The following is a 19,153-nucleotide window of genomic DNA, read 5'->3' on the forward strand; positions in this document are numbered from 1 at the left end:
CGAGCCCTGCGACATGATGAACATCGAACAGATCCTGCAGTATCTGCCGCACCGCTATCCGTTCCTTCTCGTCGACCGCGTCCTCGAGATGGAAGTGGGCAAGCGCATCCTGGCGTTGAAGAACGTCACCATCAACGAACCGTTTTTCCCCGGACACTTCCCGCATGCGCCGGTGATGCCGGGCGTGCTGATCCTGGAGGCGCTCGCCCAGGCCGCAGCCGTGCTCTCCTTCGAGACCATGGGCACGCGCCCCGATGCCGATTCCATCGTCTATTTCGCCGGCATCGACGAGGCGCGGTTCCGCCGCCCGGTGGTGCCGGGGGATCAGCTGCTGCTGGAAGTGGAGCTGCTGCGCAACGTGCGCGGCATCTCGAAGTATTCGGCCACGGCCCGCGTCGGTGAAGAGGTGGCGGCCCAGGCGCAGCTCATGTGCGCGCTCAAAGGGCTGAAATGAGCACGGTCGACATCCACCCGAGCGCGATCGTCGCTGCCGGCGCGGAGCTGGCCGAGGGGGTGAAGATCGGCCCTTACTGCGTGATCGGTCCGCACGTGAAGATCGGCGCGCGCACGCGGATCGAGGCGCACTGCGTGCTCGAGGGGCACACGGCGCTGGGGGAGGACAACCACGTCTTTCCTTTCTGCTCGCTGGGGCAGGTGCCGCAGGATATGAAGTACGCGGGGGAGCCCACGCGTCTGACGATCGGGCATCGCAACACCATCCGCGAGTATTGTTCCTTCAACGTCGGCACGGTGCAGGGTGGCGGCGAGACGCGTGTGGGCGACGACAACTGGATCATGGCCTACGTGCACGTGGCGCACGACTGCATGGTGGGTAATCACACCATTTTCGCCAACAACGCTACGCTCGCGGGCCACGTTGTCGTGGGGGACTGGGCGATCCTCGGCGGCTTCACCGGCGTGCACCAGTTCGTGCGCGTGGGGGCGCACAGCTTCTGCGGCGTGGGCACGGTGCTGCTGCAAGATCTTCCGCCCTACGTGACGGTGGCGGGCAACCCGGCCGCGCCACACGGCATCAACGCCGAGGGGCTGCGTCGTCGGGGGTTTTCGCCCGAGGCGATCGCCGCCATCCGGCGCGCCTACAAGCTCCTCTATCGCAGCGGGCTTACTTTGGCCGAGGCGCGCGAGCGCATCGCGGAACTGGCCGTCGAGCAGCCGGAGCTGCAACCGCTCATCGACTTCCTCGCACAACCGGGCCGTGGCATCGTCCGCTGAAACGCCTTCGGTCGCGCTCGTGGCCGGTGAGGCTTCGGGCGATCTCTTGGGCGGGCTGCTCCTCGAGGGTTTGCGCCTGGCGCTGCCCGGGGTTCGTTTCTGGGGCGTGGGCGGCGAGGCGATGCAGGCCCAGGGGTTCGATGCGCGTTGGTCCTACGAGCCCCTGGCGGTGCACGGATTCGTCGATGCGCTCAAGCGCTATCCTCGGCTCGCGCGCTTTCGCCGCGCGCTCGTGCACGCGCTCGCGGCGCCGCCGGTGGATCTCTTCATCGGCATCGACGCGCCGGATTTCAACCTCGGGCTCGAGGCGCAGCTCAAACGCGCCGGTATCGGCACGGTGCACTTCGTCAGCCCCTCGATCTGGGCCTGGCGCCGCCGGCGAGTGAAGACGATCGCCCGCGCGGTCGATCTGATGCTGTGCCTTTTTCCTTTCGAGCCAGCGCTCTATGCCGAGGCCGGGATCGAAGCGCGCTTCGTCGGCCATCCGCTTGCCGACCGGCTGCCGCTCGCACCGGACCAGGCGGGGGCCCGGGCCGCGCTGGGAATCGCACCGCAGGCGCCGGTGCTGGCGCTGCTGCCAGGCAGCCGCGAGGGGGAGTTGAGGCACCTCTTGCCGGTCTTTCTCGCCGCGGCGGCGCGCCTGCGGCAGGCGCTGCCCGATCTGGTGCTGCTCTTGCCCACGGCCAACGCCTTGGGCGATGCCCTCGTGGCCGAAGCCTTGGCCGAGGCGCCCGAGCTCGGGGTGCACGTGCTGCCGCGCCGGGCGCACGAGGCGATGACGGCGGCCGACGTGGTGCTGCTCGCCAGCGGCACGGCCACGCTGGAAGCGGCGCTCCTCAAACGCCCGATGGTGATCGCCTACCGCATGAATCCGTGGCAATATCGCCTGCTGCGGCGCATGGCCTATCTGCCGTGGGTGGGTTTGCCCAACATCCTGCTGCGTGAGACGGTGGTGCCAGAGCTGCTGCAGGACGAGGCGAACCCCGCCGATCTGGCCGCGGCGGTGTTGCGCTGGTTCGAAGACGCACCGGCGCGTGCGCGGCTCGCCGAGCGCTTCACCGAACTGCACCTCATGCTGCGCCAGGACACCGCCCAGCGTGCAAGCGAGGCGATCCTGACGCGGTTCGGCCCGAAACTCGGGAGGGGATAGACGATGTCGACGCTCACCTGCGGGGTGGATGAGGCAGGTCGCGGACCGCTCGCCGGGCCGGTGGTGGCCGCGGCGGTGATCCTGCCGCCCGGAACGTCGCTCTCAGGGCTGAACGATTCGAAGAAACTGAGTCCGCGCCAGCGCGAGCGGCTTGCGGCGGAAATCCGCGCCACCGCGCTCGCTTGGGCAGTGGCCGAGGCGTCGGCCGCGGAGATCGATGCCTGGAACATCCTGCGCTCGACGCTGCGGGCGATGGCGCGCGCCGTGGCGGCATTGCCCTTGACGCCCGACGAGGTGCTGGTCGATGGCAACCAGGCACCGGCGCTGGAGGTGCCGGTGCGCACGATCATCGGCGGCGACGCCCTCGAACCGGCCATCATGGCTGCCTCTATCCTTGCCAAGACGCATCGCGACGCGCGGCTCGTGGCGTTGGAAGCCCGCCATCCCGGGTATGGCTTTGCCCGGCACAAGGGCTATGGCACGGCCGCGCATCTGGCGGCGCTCGCGCGGCTCGGTCCCTGTCCCGAGCATCGTCGCAGTTTCGCCCCGGTACGTGCGGCGCTGGAGCGCATGGGGCGATGAGTTCCTGGCAGGAGATCCGCTCGCGCGACAACCCGCAGGTGCGCGCGATCCGGCGCTGGCTGAACGAGGCATCCTTTCGCAGGCGCGAGCCGTGGCTCGTGCTCGAGGGTGATCACCTGCTCACCGCGGCGCTGCAGGCCGGCTGGATGCCGGAGGCGGTGTTCGTCGAGGAGGGGCGGGAAGCGCGTTTCGCGGCCGTGCTCGAGGCGCTGCCGCCCACGTGCGCGCGTGTTCGCGTCTCTGCCCCGGTTTTTCGCGCGCTTGCCGCCACCGAGACGCCGTCTGGCATCGTGGCGCGTTTCGCGCGCCGTATGCTGGCGCTCACGCCGGAAGTGCTCGCCGGGCGCGATCTCGTGCTGCTCGATGGGGTGCAGGAGCCGGGCAACGTCGGCGCGATCCTGCGCACCGCCGCCGCCGCGGGCGTGGGCGCGGTGCTGCTCGGGCCGGGCTGCGCCGATCATTGGGCGCCCAAAGTGCTGCGTGCAGCGATGGGCGCGCACTTCGTGTTGCCGATTGCCGCGATCGACGATCCCGAGCCCTGGTTCGCCGCACGTCGCGGCCGGGTTTTCGCCACGGCGCTCGCCGAGAAGGCCGTGCCGCTCTACGCGCTCGGTCTGAAAGCGCCGGCGCTGTGGCTTTTCGGTGCGGAAGGGGCCGGGGTGCGTCCCGAGTGGTTGGCCGTGGCGGATGCCTGCGTGCGCATCCCCATGCCAGGGGCGATGGAGTCGCTCAACGTCGCCGCAGCGGTGGCGGTGTGTCTGTTCGAGGCGGTGCGGCAGCGGCTTTGCCAAGCCAAGAAAGGAGTCGTCTCATGATATTCGTGATCTCCCCGGCCAAAGCGATGGACTTCGATACGCCCGCCCCCGTGGCGGAGACGACACTGCCCGATTTTCTCGATCGGGCGCAGGAGCTCGTCGGGCGGTTGCGGCGGTTGACGCCGGCCGAGCTGCAGGAGCTGATGGATTTGTCGGACAAGCTCGCGGCCCTGAACGTGGGACGCTATGCGGCCTGGTCGCCCGAGCATACGCCCGATGCGGCGAAGGCGGCGCTCTTCGCCTACGCGGGCGATGTCTATGAGGGGCTGGAGGCGGCGAGCCTGCCCTCGGCGGCGATCGCCTGGCTGCAGGAGAATCTGCGTATCCTCTCGGGGCTCTACGGCGTGCTGCGCCCGCTCGACCGCATCCTGCCGCATCGGCTGGAGATGGGAACGCGGCTGGAGAATCCGCTCGGGCGCGATCTCTATGCCTACTGGCGGGAGACGGTGACGGCGGCCCTGCGGCGGCTGCTCGAGGCGCAGGCGGCGGCTGGGCGCGTGCCCGTGCTCGTCAATCTCGCCTCGGAAGAATACTTCAAGGCAGTCGACGTCGCGGCACTAGGGGCACGGGTGGTGAGCCCCGTGTTCGAGGACTGGAAGGGTGGGCGCTTCAAGATCATCAGCTTCTATGCCAAGCGCGCCCGCGGGCTGATGGCGCGCCATGCGGCCCTGAAAAGGGCGGAGCAGGTGGAGGATCTGCTCGGCTTCTCGCTCGAGGGCTACGCCTACGATCCTGCGGCCTCGAGCCCGGATCGACCGGTGTTCCGGCGCAAGGCGGTTTGAGCGCTGGCGAAGAAACCGTCGCGAGCGGTTCGAGTGCGAGGCGCCCGGAGCGCAGCGACGAGACATATCACGAAGATAGGCGAGGAGCGAGCTCCGCGCAACGAAGAGCAATCGGGCCGCGCAGCAGGTTTATTCGCAAGCTCTAGGGAGGAGAGGGGGTTGTCGTGGTATCAGGGCGTTATGGAAAGCGGTTTCCGAGGTTTTATGCCGCCCTCTTCCTCAACGGTTCGACCGTCACGAAGCGCTGGAGGCGACGATTCAGCGCTACGTGGCGGCACAATCACCCCATCCCCAGAAGGCCCTGGGACATGTCCCGCCCATCGAGGCCATGAAAAGATGGTACAAAGAAAAACCGGAACTTTTCATAAAAATGCCACGTAATCGTCCGGGACCTGACACGCTTCCTCAAACCGCATCTTCCGTACCTCCTGTAGCAACTGCGTCCGTCTCATTAGGCACCTCCTTCCATACCTAATGAAAACCGGACAAACCTCGTGCTACAAGTCCGGACAGTTTATTTGTTCGCTACACCATCGAAAAATCCCCTTGATCTGTACGGCAATCTGACGTACAATTGGTCTTAGGAGGACAAAACCATGGCCCACACCGCTGCGACCGCCCGTCTCGAAGCAAGAATCAGCCCCGAGCTGCATTCGATGCTCAAACGCGCTGCCGAGCTTCAAGGGCGCACCCTGACCGATTTCGTCGTGTCCGCCGTGCAGGACGCAGCGCAACGTGCCATCGAGCAAGCCACGGTGATCCGCCTGTCGCTGGCCGATCAGGAATGCTTTGCGCAAGCGCTGCTCTCCCCGCCGGAACCGACCCCTGCGTTGAAACGCGCCTTTGCTCGCCGTAGCGCGCTCCTGCGCACCGAATGAGCCGAGCCCCCTTCCTGCTCGTGCCACTCGATGCAGTGCATGATCGTGCCTCGTTCGACTGCGGTTCGGAGCCGCTGAATCGCTATTTACGGGAACACGCCACCCAGGACATGCGCCGCCGCGTGGCCGCCTGCTTCGTGGTCCTGGCTGAGGGGCCGCGCATCGCGGGCTATTACACCTTGGCCGCAGCCAGCCTGCTGCTGGCCGATCTTCCGCCCAGCATAGGCAAGAAGCTGCCGCGTTATCCCAGCGTGCCCGCCGTTCGCCTGGGGCGCTTGGCCGTCGATCGGGCATTCAAAGGCCAAGGCCTGGGCAGCGCTTTGCTGGCTGATGCGCTCGCGCGTGCCGCTCGCTCAGAAATTGCCGCCTTCGCCCTGATGGTCGACGCCAAGGACGAGGCGGCCGCGGCTTTCTATCGGCATCATGGCTTCATCGCCTTGCCCGACTCGCCGCTGACCCTATTTTTGCCGCTGGCAACCGTAATTGGCCAGAGCAAAGAGGGTGAACAGCTGGGCAGTGTTCTTGGCTAAGCCCCAATAGCATCGCTTGCGTCAAAGGGAGCATATCAATTTTACTTCGTTGATCGAGGCAAAACTGTGTCAGTTTTCAATCGGTGTTGCCAGCCTTGCGCACGCTGCGCTTCAGGGCGATGTGCCAGCGTACGGGAACCTCCAGGTTCTCCGCCCGCTTCTCCACCCCCTGGTAGCCGGCATCGCCAAAGACGTCCGTCTCGTCCCCATGCAGCAGCGCCTGGGCTTGTGTGACGTCGCCGGCATTGGCCGCGGTGCCGATCAGCGTGTGGGTGAGCCCCGAGGCGGCATCCACACCGATGTGCGCCTTCATGCCGAAGTGCCATTGATTGCCCTTCTTCGTCTGATGCATCTCGGGGTCGCGCTTGCCCGAGTCGTTCTTGAAGAGGGGGAATAAATCAGCGTTTCCCTAGGGCAACAGCTCGAGCACGGCATCCAGCCCCTGCGCCATGCTGACGACGTTGACGTGGGGTAGGATGCGCGGCTTGGGTCGCCAGGCAAGGCGCGTGCCGGCGAGGGCGAGCATGGCGAGGTCGTTGGCTCCGTCGCCGGCGGCGAGGATCTCGCGCCGCGCCGCACCCAGGCGCTGGGCGGCGGTGCGCAGGATGCCGGCTTTGGCGGCGGCGTCGATCACGGGCCCGACGAGCCGTCCGGTGAGGAGGCCGTCTTTCGCTTCGAGCACGTTGGCGTGGGCTTCGTCGAAACCGAGTTCGCGTGCGAGCCGCTCGGTGAAGAAGGTGAAGCCGCCGGAGACGAGCACGCAGTGGCAGCCGTTCTCCTTGAGCGCCGCCACCAGCCGGGCCGCGCCGGGGTTGAGCCGCACCCGTTCGCGGTAGAGTTCTTCCAGCCGCGCCACCGGGATGCCGGCCAGCAGCGCCACGCGGGCATTGAGCGCTTCGCGGAAGTCGAGCTCGCCCTGCATGGCCGCTTCGGTGATGCGGGCGACTTCGGGTTTGAGGCCGGCCAGATCGGCGATCTCGTCGATGCACTCGATGGCGATAAGCGTCGAGTCCATGTCGGTGACGAAGAGCCGGAAGGCCCGCCAGCTTGGAGCGATGTCTTCGTCGAGCCAGGCCCAGTCGGCGCCGATTGCGCAGAGTTCGCGGTCGAGCTCGGCGGTGCGCGCTGGCAGGGCGACTTCGAGGAAGGGGCCTTGCTCGCTCACCGCCAAGCGATGCCGCGCCAGCCACTCGTGTGCCGCCGGGGCGGTGAGCAGGCGAAGATGCGGCATCAGCGCCCTCGCTGGGGCAGCACCTCGCGCAGCACCGCATGCGCCGAACGCAGGATGGCGGCGGTGGTGTCCCAGTCGATGCACGGGTCGGTGATCGAGCAGCCGTACTTGAGCTGCGAGGGCGGCGCGGGGAAGGGCTGGTTGCCGGCTTCGAGGAAGCTCTCGAGCATCACGCCGACGATGGAGGTGTTGCCCTCGCGGATCTGGTGTACCACGTCCTTGAGCACCAGCGGCTGGAATTCGGGTTTCTTCCAGGAGTTGGCGTGCGAGCAGTCGACGACGAGGTTCACCGGCAGCCCCGCCTTGGCGAGCGCCTGTTCGGCGAGCGATACCGAGACCGAGTCGTAGTTGGGACGTCCGCCGCCGCCGCGCAGCACGAGGTGGCCGTGGCGGTTGCCGCGGGTGCGCACGATGGCGGTGCGGCCTTCTTCGTCGATGCCGAGGAAAGCGTGCGGGCGCGAGGCCGAGACGATGGCGTTGACGGCCACTTCCAGGCTGCCATCGGTGGCATTCTTGAAGCCGACCGGGGTGGAGAGGCCGGAGGCCATCTCGCGGTGGGTTTGCGATTCGACCGTGCGCGCGCCGATCGCTGTCCATGAGATGAGATCGCCGTAGTACTGCGGCGCGATGGGATCGAGCGCCTCGGTGGCCGCCGGCAGCCCCAGCTCATTGACGGAGAGCAGGAACTCGCGGGCGCGCGCCATGCCCACGTCGATGCGGAAGCTGTCGTCGAGGAAGGGGTCGTTGATGTAGCCTTTCCAGCCGGTGGCGGTGCGCGGTTTCTCGAAGTAGACGCGCATCACCAGCACCAGGGTCTCGGAGATTTCCTGGGCGAGGGCGGCGAGCCGCTTGGCGTAGTCGAGGCCGGCGACGGGATCGTGGATGGAGCAGGGGCCGACGACGACGAAGAGCCGCGGATCGCGCCGCTCGAGGATGTCGACGAGGGTTTGGCGCGCCTGCGCGACCGTGGTCGCGGTGCGCTCGCTCAGCGGGTGCTGCGCCTTGATCTCGGCCGGCGAGGGCATGGGATCGAAGCGCTCGATGTTGGTGTTTTCCAGCAGCGGGTTGCTCATGGGTTCGGGAGTCCTGCCAAAAGGGGAATTATACGGTTTCGGCGGCTTGAGGGGAGAGCACACGCGCGACGAGTTCGCGCACCGCGCGCACGCGGGATTCCACGTCGGGGCAAGGGCGCGTCTGCACCAGCCGATCGGGTCCGGCCATCTTGACGCTGCGGTCGCGCTGGATGAGCGCGACCACCTTGGCCGGATCGATGGGGGCATCGGGCGAGAACTGCACGCTGAGGCTCTTCTCGCTCGCGTCGACCTTGGCCACGCCGCAGGGGGCAAGCGCGATCCGCAGGCGGTGGGTGGCCACGAGCGTACGCGTCTGCGGCGGCAGCGGGCCGAAGCGGTCGACGAGCTCTTCGGTGAGCTCCTGCAGTGCCGCATCGCTGTCGGCGTCGGCGAGCCGCTTGTAGAGCTCGAGCCGCACGCTCACGTCCGGGCAGTAGTCGTCGGGTAGCAGCGCTGGCGCGTGCAGGTTGATTTCGGCCACGGTGCGGAAGGGGCGGGTGAGATCGCCCGGCTCCTGCCCGCTCTTGAGCCGACGCACGGCTTCTTCCAGCATGCGGCTGTAGAGGGAGAAGCCCACGCGCTGGATTTCGCCCGATTGTTCTTCCCCCAGCACTTCGCCCGCGCCGCGGATCTCCAGGTCGTGCATGGCCAGATAAAAGCCCGAGCCGAGATCTTCGAGCTGGGCGATGGCTTCGAGCCGCTTCTGCGCCTGGGCGCTGGGTTTGACGTGCGGGTCGGTGAGGAGGTAGGCGTAGGCCTGATGGTGACTGCGTCCTACCCGCCCGCGCAGCTGGTGCAGCTGGGCGAGCCCGAAGCGGTCGGCGCGGTCGATCAGGATGGTGTTGGCCGTGGGGATGTCGATGCCGGTCTCGATGATGGTGGTGCACAGCAGCAGATTCGCGCGCTGGTGCGTGAAGTCGCGCATGACGCGTTCGAGCTCGCGCTCGGACATCTGTCCGTGGCCCACCACGATGCGCGCCATGGGCAGCAGCCGCTCGAGCTCTTCGCGCACGTTCTCGATCGTGCGCACCTCGTTATGGACGAAATAGACCTGCCCGCCGCGCTTGAATTCGCGCAGCACCGCCTCGCGGATGAGCCCCTCCGAGCGGGGTGCGACGAAGGTCTTCACCGCGAGGCGCTTTTGCGGCGCGGTGGCGATGACGGAGAAGTCGCGCAGCCCCTCGAGCGCCATGCCCAGCGTGCGGGGGATGGGCGTGGCGGTGAGGGTGAGGACGTCGACTTCCTGGCGCAGCCGTTTCATCGCCTCTTTCTGCCGCACGCCGAAGCGGTGCTCTTCGTCGATGATCACCAGCCCCAGCCGGGCGAAGCGCACGTCGGGCTGCAGCAGCCGGTGCGTGCCGATGGCGATGTCGATGCGCCCTTCGGCCAGTCCCGCCAACGCCTCTTTCTGCTCCTTGGCCGAGCGCAGGCGCGAGAGTTCGACGAGGCGCACCGGCCAGTCGGCGAAGCGGTCGGAGAAGGTCTGAAAGTGCTGCTCGGCAAGCAAGGTGGTGGGGGTGAGGATCACCACCTGTTTGCCGCTCGCCACGGCGGCAAAGGCGGCGCGCAGCGCCACCTCGGTCTTGCCGAAACCGACGTCGCCGCACACGAGCCGATCCATGGGTTTGCCCGAGCGCATGTCGGCGAGCACGGCATCGATGGCCGCCTGCTGGTCCGGCGTGGTCTCGAAAGGGAATCCGGCGCAGAAGGCTTCGTAGTCGCGCTCGTCGAACCCGAAGGCGAAGCCGGGACGGGCGGCGCGCTGGGCGTAGAGCGCGAGCAGCTCGGCGGCGGTGTCTCGCGCCTGTTCGGCGGCCTTGCGTTTGGCTTTTTCCCACTGGCCGGAGCCGAGGCGGTGCAGCTCGACGTGCTCGGGGTCGGCGCCGAGATAACGCGACACGAGGTGTAGCTGGGCCACGGGCACGTAGAGTTTGTCCCCGCCGGCGTATTCGAGCTGAAGGAATTCGCCCTCGTCGGCCCCCAAGGACATGCGCACGAGCCCCAGGTAGCGGCCGATGCCGTGCTCTTCATGCACCACCGGCGCCCCGGGCGTGAGTTCGGCGAGGTCCTTGATCCAGCCCTCGGGGCTGACGGCCTTGCTCGCGGCGCGCCGGCTGCGGGCCTTGGCGCCGCCGGCGAAGAGTTCCCCTTCGGTATAGATGAGGAGCCGTGCGGCCGGCAGGGAAAACCCGCGCTCGAGCGGCCCGACGGTGAGGGCGAGGGGCGCTTCGCCGGCAAGGAAGGCTTCCCAATGTTCGACGAGCGCCGGCTCCAGTTCCGCCTCGCGCAGGCGCTCGAGCAGCGTCTCGCGCCGTCCCGGCGTCTGGGCGACCAGGAGCACCCGCTCGCCTGCCGCAGTGGCGGTGTGCACGGCGTCTTGCAGCGCCGCAAGGGGCTTGGGTGCGCGCGCATCGATCGCCGCCGGCGGTGGGGTTCGGGCCTCTTCGGCTTCGTCGCCTTCGCCGCGCAGCTCGAAGCGCGGCACTGCTTTCAAGGCGGTGTAAAACGCTTCGGCGTCAAGAAAGAGGGAAGACGGCGGCAGGATGGGGCGGCTGCGATCCCCGCCCAGCAGCCGATGGCGCGCTTCCAGCTCCTGCCAGAAGGCGTCGATCGCCGCCGGGCAGTCGCCGTGGAGCAGCCAGGTCGCTTCGGCCCCTACGTAGTCGAAGAGGGTGGCCGTTTCGTCGAAGAAAAGCGGCAGGTAGTATTCGATGCCAGCCGGCCACACGCCCTGGCTGACGTCCTTGTAGAGGGCGACGCGGCTCGGGTCCCCCTCGAACGTCTCGCGGAAACGTTGGCGGAAGGTGGTGCGGCCGCCCTCGTCGGTGGGAAATTCGCGCGCCGGCAGGAGTTCGATCTCGGGCACGGGGTAGAGCGTGCGCTGGGAGTCGGGGTCGAAGGTCTTGATGCGCTCGATCTCCTCGTCGAAGAGCTCGATGCGGTAGGGGAGCGACGCGCCCATGGGGAAGAGATCGACGATGCCGCCGCGCACGGAGAATTCACCCGGACGCAGCACCTGGGCTACCGGCTCGTAGCCGGCCAGTGCCAGCTGCCGGCGCAGTCCTTCGAGTTCGAGCGCCGCGCCCTGCCTGAGCGAGAAGGTGTGCGCGGCGATGAAGGCAGGCGGCGGCAGGCGCCCGAGCGCCGTGGCCGCGGCGACGAAGACGAGATCGAGCGTGCCCTGCGTGAGGGCGTAGAGGGTGGCGATGCGCTCGGAGACGAGGTCCTGGTGCGGCGAGAAAGGGTCGTAGGGCAGCGTCTCCCAGTCGGGGAAGAGCCGCGTGCGCAGCTGCGGCGCGAAAAACCGCACTTCTTCGGCAAGGCGTTGCGCGTCCAGGGGCGAGGCGGTCACCACCACCAGCGGCCGGCGCCGGCTCGCGAGTTCGGCGACGAGGAGCGCATCGGCGCTGCCGGCAAGAGGGGGGAAACGGAAGGTCTGACCGGCTTGCGGCCAGCGCAGCCGCTCGAGCACGGGAAGGAGGGTTCGGGTCATTCGGGGATCAAGGGCAAAGGGTCTGGCCGAAAGGGGGATTCTAACCCGCCGCTGCCGCCAGGGACGAGGGCGTGGTCGGCAGATGGCGTTCGAACCACTCGCAGGTGAGCGCGATCGCCTCCGGCCAGGGCCCTGCGGGCGTCGGAGGAGGCAGGTGTTCCCAGCGTTTCTCGGCACCGATGTGCGGCCATGCAGCGAGGTTCGGTTTGTCGTCGGTGGCGGAAGACGTCAGGAGCTGGATCGGGACGGTCAGCGCGAGGAGCGGACCGGCGCCTGCCAGATCGATCCGTCCTTCTAGACAGGAGAGGGCGTAAAAAGTTTGGGTTTCGCGCGCCGCGAGCCGGATCAGCGCCGCGGCGGCGGTGCGCCAGCCGACGGCGGCCAGAGGAAGGGCGCCGCGAAACGGTTGATGTTCCAGCCATTCGAGCACGGTGGCGGCGCGCTCGCCGAGGTCGTTGACGTGCCAGGCGAGCTCTTCGGCGTCGGTGTGCTCCTCGGGCGTGAGTAGGGATGCCGTCAGGGTGCCGAAGCCCCGTGCGGTGAGCGCTTGCGCAAGAGCTTGGTTCTGGAGCGCTTCTTGGTGGGTCTCGAGGAGGAGGACGAAGGCGCGCGTCTGCCCCGGCAGGGCAAACGAGACGTCGAGCCAGTGCCGCTCATCGACCTTGAGCCGCAGCGCCTGGACACAGAATGCCCCGCTGGCACGCCCTTCCCGCGCAACGGCGCTCGCGGCTTGCTGCAGCCCTTTGGGATGGGCATCTGGTGCGTTTTCGGCAAAACCGGCGGGTGTGGTCATGTCAAGCTCATTCAGCCGGCACCGAGGACGATGGGGATGCGCCGGTTGCCGAAGTGCCCCGGTGCGGCGGCAAAGCGCCCCTCGATCTCCCGGCCGCAGGCGGGACAGTGCCCCTCGGGCGTGAGCGCATAGCGGGTGATGAGGTAGCCGTCTCGCTCGATGAGCGGCGTGCCGCAGTCGGGGCAGTAGGTCGTCGCACCCTCGCGATCGCGGACGTTGCCAGTATAGACATAGGCGAGCCCCTCTTCGCGGGCGATGGCCCGTGCCCGCACCAGGGTCTGCGGCGGAGTGGGGGGACGGTCGAGCATCTTGAAGGCGGGGAAGAAGGCGGTGAAGTGCAGCGGCACGGTGGTTTTGAGCTCGTCGCGTACCCAGCGCGACAGGGCTCGGATCTCGCTTTCGCTGTCGTTGAGACCGGGGATGAGGAGCGTGGTGATCTCCACCCACACGTTGGTGTGGTGCACCAGGTAGCGCAGGGTATCGAGCACCGGCTGGAGTTTGCCGCCGCAGTAGCGGAAATAGAACTCCTCGGTGAATCCTTTGAGGTCGACGTTGGCCGCATCCATCGCGCCGAAGAATTCCTCCCGTGCGCCGGGTTCGATGTAGCCGTTGGTCACGGCCACCGTATAGAGCCGATGCTTGCGGGCGAGTTCGGCGCAGTCGATGGCGTATTCGGCAAAGATGATCGGATCGTTGTAGGTGAAGGCGAGCCCCTGGGCGCCGTAGGCGAGCGCCGCGGCCACGATGGCTTCGGGCGTGCCGGCGTCGTCGAGGGTGGCGTCGAGCTCCTTGGCGGCCGAGATCGACCAGTTCTGGCAGTATTTGCAGGCGAGGTTGCAGCCGGCCGTGCCGAAGGAGAGCACCGCCGTGCCGGGGTAGAAGTGGTTGAGCGGTTTCTTTTCGATGGGGTCGATGCAGAAACCGCTCGATCGGCCATAGGTGGTGAGCACCATCTTGCCGCCGAGGTTGGCGCGCACGAGGCAGGCGCCATGCTGCCCCTCGCGCAGTTTACAGCGGCGCGGGCACAGGACGCACTCGAGGCGCCCGTCGGGCAGGCGCCGGTAGTAGCGGGCGGGGGCGTTCATCGTACGGCTCCGACGGGCAAGGGTTCTTTCCATTTGGCCACCGTGTAGCGTGCGGCCATGAGGTTGCGCGCGGGGCGGCGCGGGTCGAGCCCCGCCTTGAGTTTGAGGGCGGCGAGGAAGTGATGCGGATCGGGAATCTCTTCCCACACCTGGGGCAGGAAGGTGGCGGCGTTGCAGCCGGAGAAGATCATCAGGCCGTCGATGCCGGGGCGAAGCTGCGCCAGCAGCTCTTCCTCGTCGCGGAATTCGAGGAATTCGAGCGGCGAGAGCAGCGACACCTCGATGCGGATGAGCGGCAGCTCGTCGGGTGTGACGGGAGGAAAGCGAGGATCGCGCGTGGCGGCGGCGATGGCATTCTCGGCGATGTCCTGGCGCAGCGGCCGCTGGGCGCGCACCGAGCCGATGCAGCCGCGCAGCTCTCCTTCTTCGGTGAGCGTGACGAAGGTGGCACCGGGTTCGTCGAGCCGCGGATCTTCCGGCCGGGATAGGCGGCGGCCGGTGAGATGCTCGGTGATGGCGGCGCGGGCGTGGGCGAGCAACACCTGTCCAAGCCGCTCGTCGACCTCAATGGATGGCTTCGGCTCCATGGCGAATCTCCTCGGTGAAGGCGATGCTGGTGTAGCCGACGACCCGGTCCCGGTCGCCAAAGGTGTCGCCGCTGTTGCAATAGGCGATGAAATGGGGCTGGAGCCGGCGATGCCGGGCGGCGAGCAGCAGTCCGTCGATGGCGATGGCTCCACAGGCATCGTCCGGTGCGATCGTCGCGTCGCCCTGCAGGATGCGCTCGATCGTGGCCTGATCGAGGGCGCGGGCTTCGTCGTAAGGGTGGTAGTGCGAGAGGTCTGAGCTCACGAGGATGAGCGTCTCCGGCCCGCCCCACAGGGCTTCCATCACCCGGGCGACGTGGGTGGGCTCCGTCCAGCCGACGACGAAGGGAACCAGCATGAAACTGGGTAAAATGCTCTGCAGGAAGGGGAGCTGCACTTCCAGGCTGTGCTCGAATTCGTGGGCCCGGTCCGACACTTCCACCTGGGGCAGCTTCAGGGCTTCGTTCCATGCGTCCATGTCGACGGGGACGTCGCCCAGCGGCGTGCGAAAGGCGCTCGCCTGTGGCAGCGCCAGCCCCAGGAGCGGCACGCGGTGTGCCGGGCCGAAGAGTACGACGCGCCGGATGCGCGCGGCAAAAGGGGTGAGCTGGTTGTAGCCGCTGGCGGCGATGATTCCGGAATAATCGTAGCCGGCGTGGGGCACGATCAGGGCTTTGGGCTGCGCCGGCAGCGAAGGGGGAGCGGCGCGGGCGAAGCTCGCGGCGAGATGGGCCTGCAGGCTGCGCGCCGAAGCAGGGTAGAAGAGCCCGCTCACGGCGGGGGGACGGATGGTTCGTGCAGCCATGATGTGCGGTCCTGCGTGGTACGGCGAGGAAACGGATGTCCGGGCAAACGGTCTCGTTACGAGTTCATTATAGTGCGCGCGGCAGCGGAGGTTGAACCAAATGCAAGGGGAAGGACGATCGTGCGCGTGACGGCCATCGTGCCTGCGGCCGGGGTGGGGCGGCGCAGCGGTTTGGCTTTGCCCAAACAATACGCTGAACTCGCCGGGCGACCGCTGCTGTGGCACACGCTCGCGCGCTTGGCCGAACCGGCGTGGATCGGGCGGGTGCTCGTGGCGCTGGCGGTCGACGATGCTCATTGGCGCCGTCACGACTGGTCGGATTTGGGGCCCAAGGTCGAGCCGCTCTTCTGCGGCGGGCCCACGCGCAGTGCAACCGTGGGCAATGCCTTGCGCGTGCTCGCCGCCCGCGGCGCCCGGCCCGACGACTGGGTGCTGGTGCACGATGCCGCGCGCCCTTGTCTGCGCGGGGAATACCTGACCCAGCTGGCCGAGGTGCTCGGACACGACGAGGTGGGCGGTCTTCTTGCATTGCCGGTCGCCGATACCGTCAAGCGTGCCGACATCCGCGGCCGTGTCGCGGCGACCGTGCCGCGCGAAGGGCTGTGGCTCGCCCAGACGCCGCAAATGTTCCGTTTCGCCGTGCTGCGCACCGCGCTCGAGCGCCACCCCGAAGTGACGGATGAAGCCAGCGCGGTGGAGGCGGCGGGCTTGGCGCCCAAACTGGTGGAGGGCGATCCGCTGAACCTGAAAGTGACGCGGCCGGGCGATCTGGCGCTCGCCGCGGCGATCCTGAGGCTACAGGAGGAAGCATGATCCGGGTGGGGCTGGGGTTCGACGTGCACGCTCTGGTGCCGGGAAGACGCTGCGTGATCGGCGGGGTGGAGATCGCGCACGCCGAAGGCTTGCTGGGGCATTCGGACGCCGACGTATTGCTGCACGCGATCACCGACGCGGTGCTCGGCGCTGCGGGACTGGGCGACATCGGTTCATGGTTTCCCGACAGCGACGAACGCCACGCTGGCGCCGACAGCCGGGCGCTGCTCGCGCAGGCCTGGGCGGCGGTGCGGGCGGCGGGATGGCGTCTAGGGAACCTCGACGCGGTGGTGATCTGCCGTCGACCGCGCATCGCTCCCTACGTGCCGCAGATGAAGGCGACGATCGCCGGCTTGCTCGACGCCCCGCCGGCCGCGATCCAGGTGAAGGGCAAGACCACCGAGCGGCTCGGCTTCACCGGCCGCGGCGAAGGGGTGGCGGCGCAGGCGGTGGTGCTGCTCGAAAGGGACGGCGGTGGTTGAGCGAAGCGGCGACCGGACCAAGGTTCGGCTCTTCTACGCGCTGTGGCCGCCGCGAGCGTGGGCGCAGGCGTGGCACGAGGCGGCGCGACGCTGGGCGCGAGGGCGAATCGCAGTGAAAGTCGTTCCGCCCGAACGCCTGCATCTCACGCTCGTCTTTGTGGGAGACGTGCCGTGCGAACGCCTGGGTGCCTTTCTCGCGCTGGGCGCGGCGATGGGCGCTCCGCCGGACGAACCGCTCGTGCTCGACCGCTTCGAGTGTTGGGGCGGACCGAGGGTGGCGTGCTTGAGCGGCCCGCCGCCGCAAGGCGCATGGGCGCGTTTCATCGAGCGTCTGGCCCAGGAAGCGCGCGCTTTGGGCGCAAAGGTGGAGCATCGGCCGTTTCGCCCGCACGTGACGCTCGCGCGAAAAGTAAGCCCCGAGGCGTTCGATGCCTCGGGGCTTGGTCTGCCATTGCCGTTGACCTGGCCCGCCGCGGGGTTTCGCCTCATCCGCTCCGAATCGGGACCGGAGGGGCTGCGCTACCTGACGGCGGGTGAATTCTCCTGAACCGGATCGACGCGGCTCATGCGGGCGGCAGCAGCGCCTCGGCCGCCTTCTCGGCGATGGTCTTGTCGTCGGCCTTGGTGTAATCCTTCTCTACGTCGCGCACCAGGATCTTGCGCGTGGGTTCGTCGAGATGCTCCTTGACGAGCGCCAGGAAAGGCGCGGGGCCCATCAGCACGATCTGCTCGAGCGCATGCTCGACGCGCGCTTCGCGCAAGCGGCGTGCCACTTCGATGGCAAAGAGTTCGGCTTCGTGTTTCTTGGGGGGGACGGGCGGCTCGCCGGTATGCGGCGCCTTGTCACCGCCCGTGCCCGGGAACGGCAGGTTGTCGGTGATGAGTTCCCGGGTGGGCAGGCGGCTTTCCGGGTGTTCCCGGGTCTCGACCAGCTGCACCCCGGACTTGAAGCCGAGGAATTCGTAGAACTTGGCCACGCTCGCATTGGCAACCAATACCCAGGTTTTTTTCATGGTCCAGCTCCTTTTATGATATTTGAATTGAAATTCGATTCCTGCCCTTTAGATTAGGCGGTTTTGCAGGAAAAGTCCACCATGGGGCCAGGCCGAAGGGCATAGACCTCGGCTAGCGCCTCGAAGAGCGCCGGATCCCAGGCAGCGAGCGCCGCCGGTTCGGTAAAGAAAGTCTCCGTCGCCACCGGGAAGAATTCCTCCGGCCCTTCTTCGGCGTAAGGGTCGAGAGGGGGAGACTTTCCGGTATCGAGCTCGTCTTGCAGTCGCTGCAGCGCGGTTTCCATCACGCTTTCCCAGCGGGCGCGCGGCAGGGAGGGCGGCAGAGGCGGCACGCCGTCGAGCGCCCCGTCGGCAAGGTCCAGGCGGTGGGCGAATTCGTGCAGCACCACCTGCACCCCTTCTTCCTCGTCCGTGCCCCAACTCACGATGACCGGGCCACCGTCCCAGGTCTCGCCGTAGAGTTCGTCGTCGAATTCATGCACCAGCCCGATCTCGTCGGCAAAGCGGCGGCGCACGCGAAAGGGCTCGGGATAGACGATGACGCCGACGAAGTCATCGTAGATGCCCAAGCCCGTGCGGTGCGCCACCAGCGCCGCCTGCCAGGCGATGTTGCCGGCGAGCGCGTCGGTGATGGGCAGCCCGTGCGCCCCGTAGAAGGTCTTGGTGGCGAGAAAGCGCGCGGCGAGCCGACGCACCCGGTCGCGCGCCGCAGGAGGGATGTTTGCTGAATAGGGAATGGTGCGTTCGACCGTCTCCCAGAACGCCGCATCGGGCCCCGGGCGCTCCCTCCGGGCGCGCCAGAGGCGGCGCAAGGCATCGATCCAGGCGGGCATGGCTAAGCCCTTTCGTGCCGGTCCTGCGGCAAGCGCGGCCGCGCCGTGGCGAGCAGGATTCCGGCAAGGATGGCGACGATGCCCACGGCGTGGTACCACGCCGGGCGCTCGCCAAGGAAGACGAAAGCGAAGAGCGGCGTGAGCGCCGGCATCAGGTGCAGGAAGAGGCTGCCGACGCCGGGGCCGACCACCGCCACGCCGGCGTTGTAGCACACCATGCCGAGGAAGCCCGGAAAGATGCCGACGTAGACGATGGCGAGCAGCGAGTCGGCGTGCCAGCGTAGCGGCGGGCCGTCGCGCCATTCCCACAGGCCGAAGGGCAGCAGCACGAGGATGCCGACGGCGATGAACACCGCCAGCTGCGCCATGGGGTCGATGCCGGCCGGCCGGCGGTGCAGCGCCACGGTATAGATGCCCCACACCGCCACGGCGCCCAGCATCCACAGGTCGCCGCGGTTGAACGACAACGAGGCGAGCACCTGCCAGCGTCCCTGGGCGACGATGGCGAGCACCCCGGCAAGCGACACCGCCACGCCCAGAACCTGCCGGCGCGTGAGGCGGTGTCCGAGCACGGCGGCGGCGAGCAGCATGGTCGCCACCGGCGTGAAGGAATTGAGCATCGCCGCGTTGGTGGCGCTCGTGTGCCGTAGCGCCAGGTAGGCGAATGTGTTATAACATCCCACCCCCAGCACTCCCAGCAGCGCCAGGATCGCCCAATGCCGGCGCACCGCCGCCCATTGCCGCCGCAGCGGCGGCAGCGCCCAGGGCAGGGTCAGAAGAAAAGCGACGATCCAACGCCCGAGTGCGAGCGTCACCGGGGGAACCTCGTCGCGGATCGCTCGTCCGACGATCATGTTGCTCGACCAGAAGGCCACGGCCAGGGTGAGCAAGAGATAGGGGTGGGAAGCGGCGAAAGAGGGCGCGGGACGCTCGCGCATCGAAAGCTCCTGGCTCACGGATCGAAGGATAGTTTCG

21 protein-coding genes and 1 pseudogene are annotated in these 19,153 nt (G+C 67.9%); 11 read left to right on the forward strand and 11 right to left on the reverse strand.

The window, feature by feature from the left end:
• Positions 1-16 precede the first annotated feature (16 nt).
• The 8 genes from fabZ (at position 17) to ASC37_RS07170 (ending at position 5,970) form a co-directional block, all read left to right on the forward strand.
• On the forward strand, positions 17-454 hold the full coding sequence (gene fabZ / locus ASC37_RS07135) for a 3-hydroxyacyl-ACP dehydratase FabZ (RefSeq protein ID WP_055423760.1): 438 nt from the start codon (positions 17-19) through the stop codon (positions 452-454).
• Positions 451-1,233 carry an acyl-ACP--UDP-N-acetylglucosamine O-acyltransferase gene (gene lpxA / locus ASC37_RS07140; protein WP_055423715.1) on the forward strand — a complete coding sequence of 261 codons (783 nt, stop codon included), beginning with the start codon at positions 451-453 and terminating at the stop codon, positions 1,231-1,233. Before fabZ ends, lpxA begins: the two co-directional genes overlap by 4 nt.
• Positions 1,217-2,383 carry a lipid-A-disaccharide synthase gene (lpxB, locus tag ASC37_RS07145; RefSeq protein ID WP_055423716.1) on the forward strand — a complete coding sequence of 389 codons (1,167 nt, stop codon included), beginning with the start codon at positions 1,217-1,219 and terminating at the stop codon, positions 2,381-2,383. The genes lpxA and lpxB overlap by 17 nt, the downstream gene beginning before the upstream one ends.
• A gap of 3 nt (positions 2,384-2,386) precedes the next feature.
• The gene (gene rnhB / locus ASC37_RS07150; protein ID WP_055423717.1) at positions 2,387-2,965 is read left to right on the forward strand and encodes a ribonuclease HII; all 579 of its coding nucleotides are present in this window, start codon (positions 2,387-2,389) and stop codon (positions 2,963-2,965) included.
• Positions 2,962-3,780 carry a TrmH family RNA methyltransferase gene (locus ASC37_RS07155; protein WP_055423718.1) on the forward strand — a complete coding sequence of 273 codons (819 nt, stop codon included), beginning with the start codon at positions 2,962-2,964 and terminating at the stop codon, positions 3,778-3,780. Before rnhB ends, ASC37_RS07155 begins: the two co-directional genes overlap by 4 nt.
• Positions 3,777-4,562 (forward strand): peroxide stress protein YaaA, encoded by a 786-nt coding sequence (yaaA, locus tag ASC37_RS07160; protein ID WP_055423719.1) that lies wholly within the window; start codon positions 3,777-3,779, stop codon positions 4,560-4,562. The genes ASC37_RS07155 and yaaA overlap by 4 nt, the downstream gene beginning before the upstream one ends.
• Positions 4,563-5,158: 596 nt before the next feature.
• Positions 5,159-5,440: a type II toxin-antitoxin system TacA family antitoxin gene (locus ASC37_RS07165; RefSeq protein ID WP_055423720.1), complete on the forward strand. Its 282-nt coding sequence runs from the start codon at positions 5,159-5,161 to the stop codon at positions 5,438-5,440.
• Entirely contained in the window at positions 5,437-5,970 is a 534-nt protein-coding gene (locus ASC37_RS07170) for a GNAT family N-acetyltransferase (protein WP_055423721.1), read from the forward strand. Before ASC37_RS07165 ends, ASC37_RS07170 begins: the two co-directional genes overlap by 4 nt.
• Here ASC37_RS07170 and ASC37_RS11735 read toward each other — a convergent pair.
• From ASC37_RS11735 to amrB, 8 genes and pseudogenes are all read right to left on the reverse strand, one after another.
• Positions 5,899-6,352: pseudogene (locus ASC37_RS11735) on the reverse strand (transposase); the annotation flags it as partial. The gene ASC37_RS07170 and the pseudogene ASC37_RS11735 overlap by 72 nt on opposite strands.
• 27 nt (positions 6,353-6,379) lie before the next feature.
• Complete coding sequence (gene serB, locus ASC37_RS07180) at positions 6,380-7,201, reverse strand: phosphoserine phosphatase SerB (protein ID WP_055423722.1); 822 nt, start codon at positions 7,199-7,201, stop codon at positions 6,380-6,382.
• Entirely contained in the window at positions 7,201-8,274 is a 1,074-nt protein-coding gene (locus ASC37_RS07185) for a 3-deoxy-7-phosphoheptulonate synthase (RefSeq protein WP_055423723.1), read from the reverse strand. The genes serB and ASC37_RS07185 overlap by 1 nt, the downstream gene beginning before the upstream one ends.
• Positions 8,275-8,302: 28 nt before the next feature.
• Positions 8,303-11,767: a transcription-repair coupling factor gene (gene mfd, locus ASC37_RS07190; RefSeq protein WP_055423724.1), complete on the reverse strand. Its 3,465-nt coding sequence runs from the start codon at positions 11,765-11,767 to the stop codon at positions 8,303-8,305.
• Positions 11,768-11,807: 40 nt separating this feature from the next.
• Complete coding sequence (locus ASC37_RS07195) at positions 11,808-12,560, reverse strand: hypothetical protein (RefSeq protein ID WP_055423725.1); 753 nt, start codon at positions 12,558-12,560, stop codon at positions 11,808-11,810.
• Positions 12,561-12,571: 11 nt separating this feature from the next.
• A complete protein-coding gene (gene amrS / locus ASC37_RS07200; protein ID WP_055423726.1) occupies positions 12,572-13,645 on the reverse strand; it encodes an AmmeMemoRadiSam system radical SAM enzyme in 1,074 nt (357 codons plus the stop codon).
• Positions 13,642-14,232 carry an AmmeMemoRadiSam system protein A gene (amrA, locus tag ASC37_RS07205; RefSeq protein WP_055423727.1) on the reverse strand — a complete coding sequence of 197 codons (591 nt, stop codon included), beginning with the start codon at positions 14,230-14,232 and terminating at the stop codon, positions 13,642-13,644. Before amrA ends, amrS begins: the two co-directional genes overlap by 4 nt.
• A complete protein-coding gene (gene amrB, locus ASC37_RS07210) occupies positions 14,210-15,037 on the reverse strand; it encodes an AmmeMemoRadiSam system protein B (protein ID WP_055423728.1) in 828 nt (275 codons plus the stop codon). The genes amrA and amrB overlap by 23 nt, the downstream gene beginning before the upstream one ends.
• Positions 15,038-15,154: 117 nt before the next feature.
• On the opposite strand from amrB, the gene ispD reads away from it, so the two are divergent.
• From ispD to thpR, 3 genes are read left to right on the forward strand one after another with little or no spacing between them, the layout of a single operon-like run.
• Entirely contained in the window at positions 15,155-15,850 is a 696-nt protein-coding gene (gene ispD / locus ASC37_RS07215) for a 2-C-methyl-D-erythritol 4-phosphate cytidylyltransferase (RefSeq protein WP_055423761.1), read from the forward strand.
• Positions 15,847-16,332, forward strand: a complete 486-nt coding sequence (ispF, locus tag ASC37_RS07220) for a 2-C-methyl-D-erythritol 2,4-cyclodiphosphate synthase (protein WP_055423729.1) — start codon at positions 15,847-15,849, stop codon at positions 16,330-16,332. Before ispD ends, ispF begins: the two co-directional genes overlap by 4 nt.
• Positions 16,325-16,879: an RNA 2',3'-cyclic phosphodiesterase gene (gene thpR, locus ASC37_RS07225; protein ID WP_072247946.1), complete on the forward strand. Its 555-nt coding sequence runs from the start codon at positions 16,325-16,327 to the stop codon at positions 16,877-16,879. Before ispF ends, thpR begins: the two co-directional genes overlap by 8 nt.
• Before the next feature lie 16 nt (positions 16,880-16,895).
• Here the strand turns inward: thpR and ASC37_RS07230 are convergent, their stop codons facing one another.
• From ASC37_RS07230 to ASC37_RS07240, 3 genes are read right to left on the reverse strand one after another with little or no spacing between them, the layout of a single operon-like run.
• Positions 16,896-17,345, reverse strand: coding sequence for a host attachment protein (locus ASC37_RS07230; RefSeq protein WP_055423731.1), 450 nt, complete (start codon positions 17,343-17,345; stop codon positions 16,896-16,898).
• A 53-nt stretch (positions 17,346-17,398) separates the two neighbouring features.
• Positions 17,399-18,178 carry a M90 family metallopeptidase gene (locus ASC37_RS07235; RefSeq protein ID WP_055423732.1) on the reverse strand — a complete coding sequence of 260 codons (780 nt, stop codon included), beginning with the start codon at positions 18,176-18,178 and terminating at the stop codon, positions 17,399-17,401.
• A gap of 2 nt (positions 18,179-18,180) precedes the next feature.
• Positions 18,181-19,116 carry a DMT family transporter gene (locus ASC37_RS07240; protein WP_055423733.1) on the reverse strand — a complete coding sequence of 312 codons (936 nt, stop codon included), beginning with the start codon at positions 19,114-19,116 and terminating at the stop codon, positions 18,181-18,183.
• Positions 19,117-19,153 lie beyond the last annotated feature (37 nt).

The organism is Tepidiphilus thermophilus, assembly GCF_001418245.1.
Taxonomy (GTDB): Bacteria; Pseudomonadota; Gammaproteobacteria; order Burkholderiales; family Rhodocyclaceae; genus Tepidiphilus; species Tepidiphilus succinatimandens.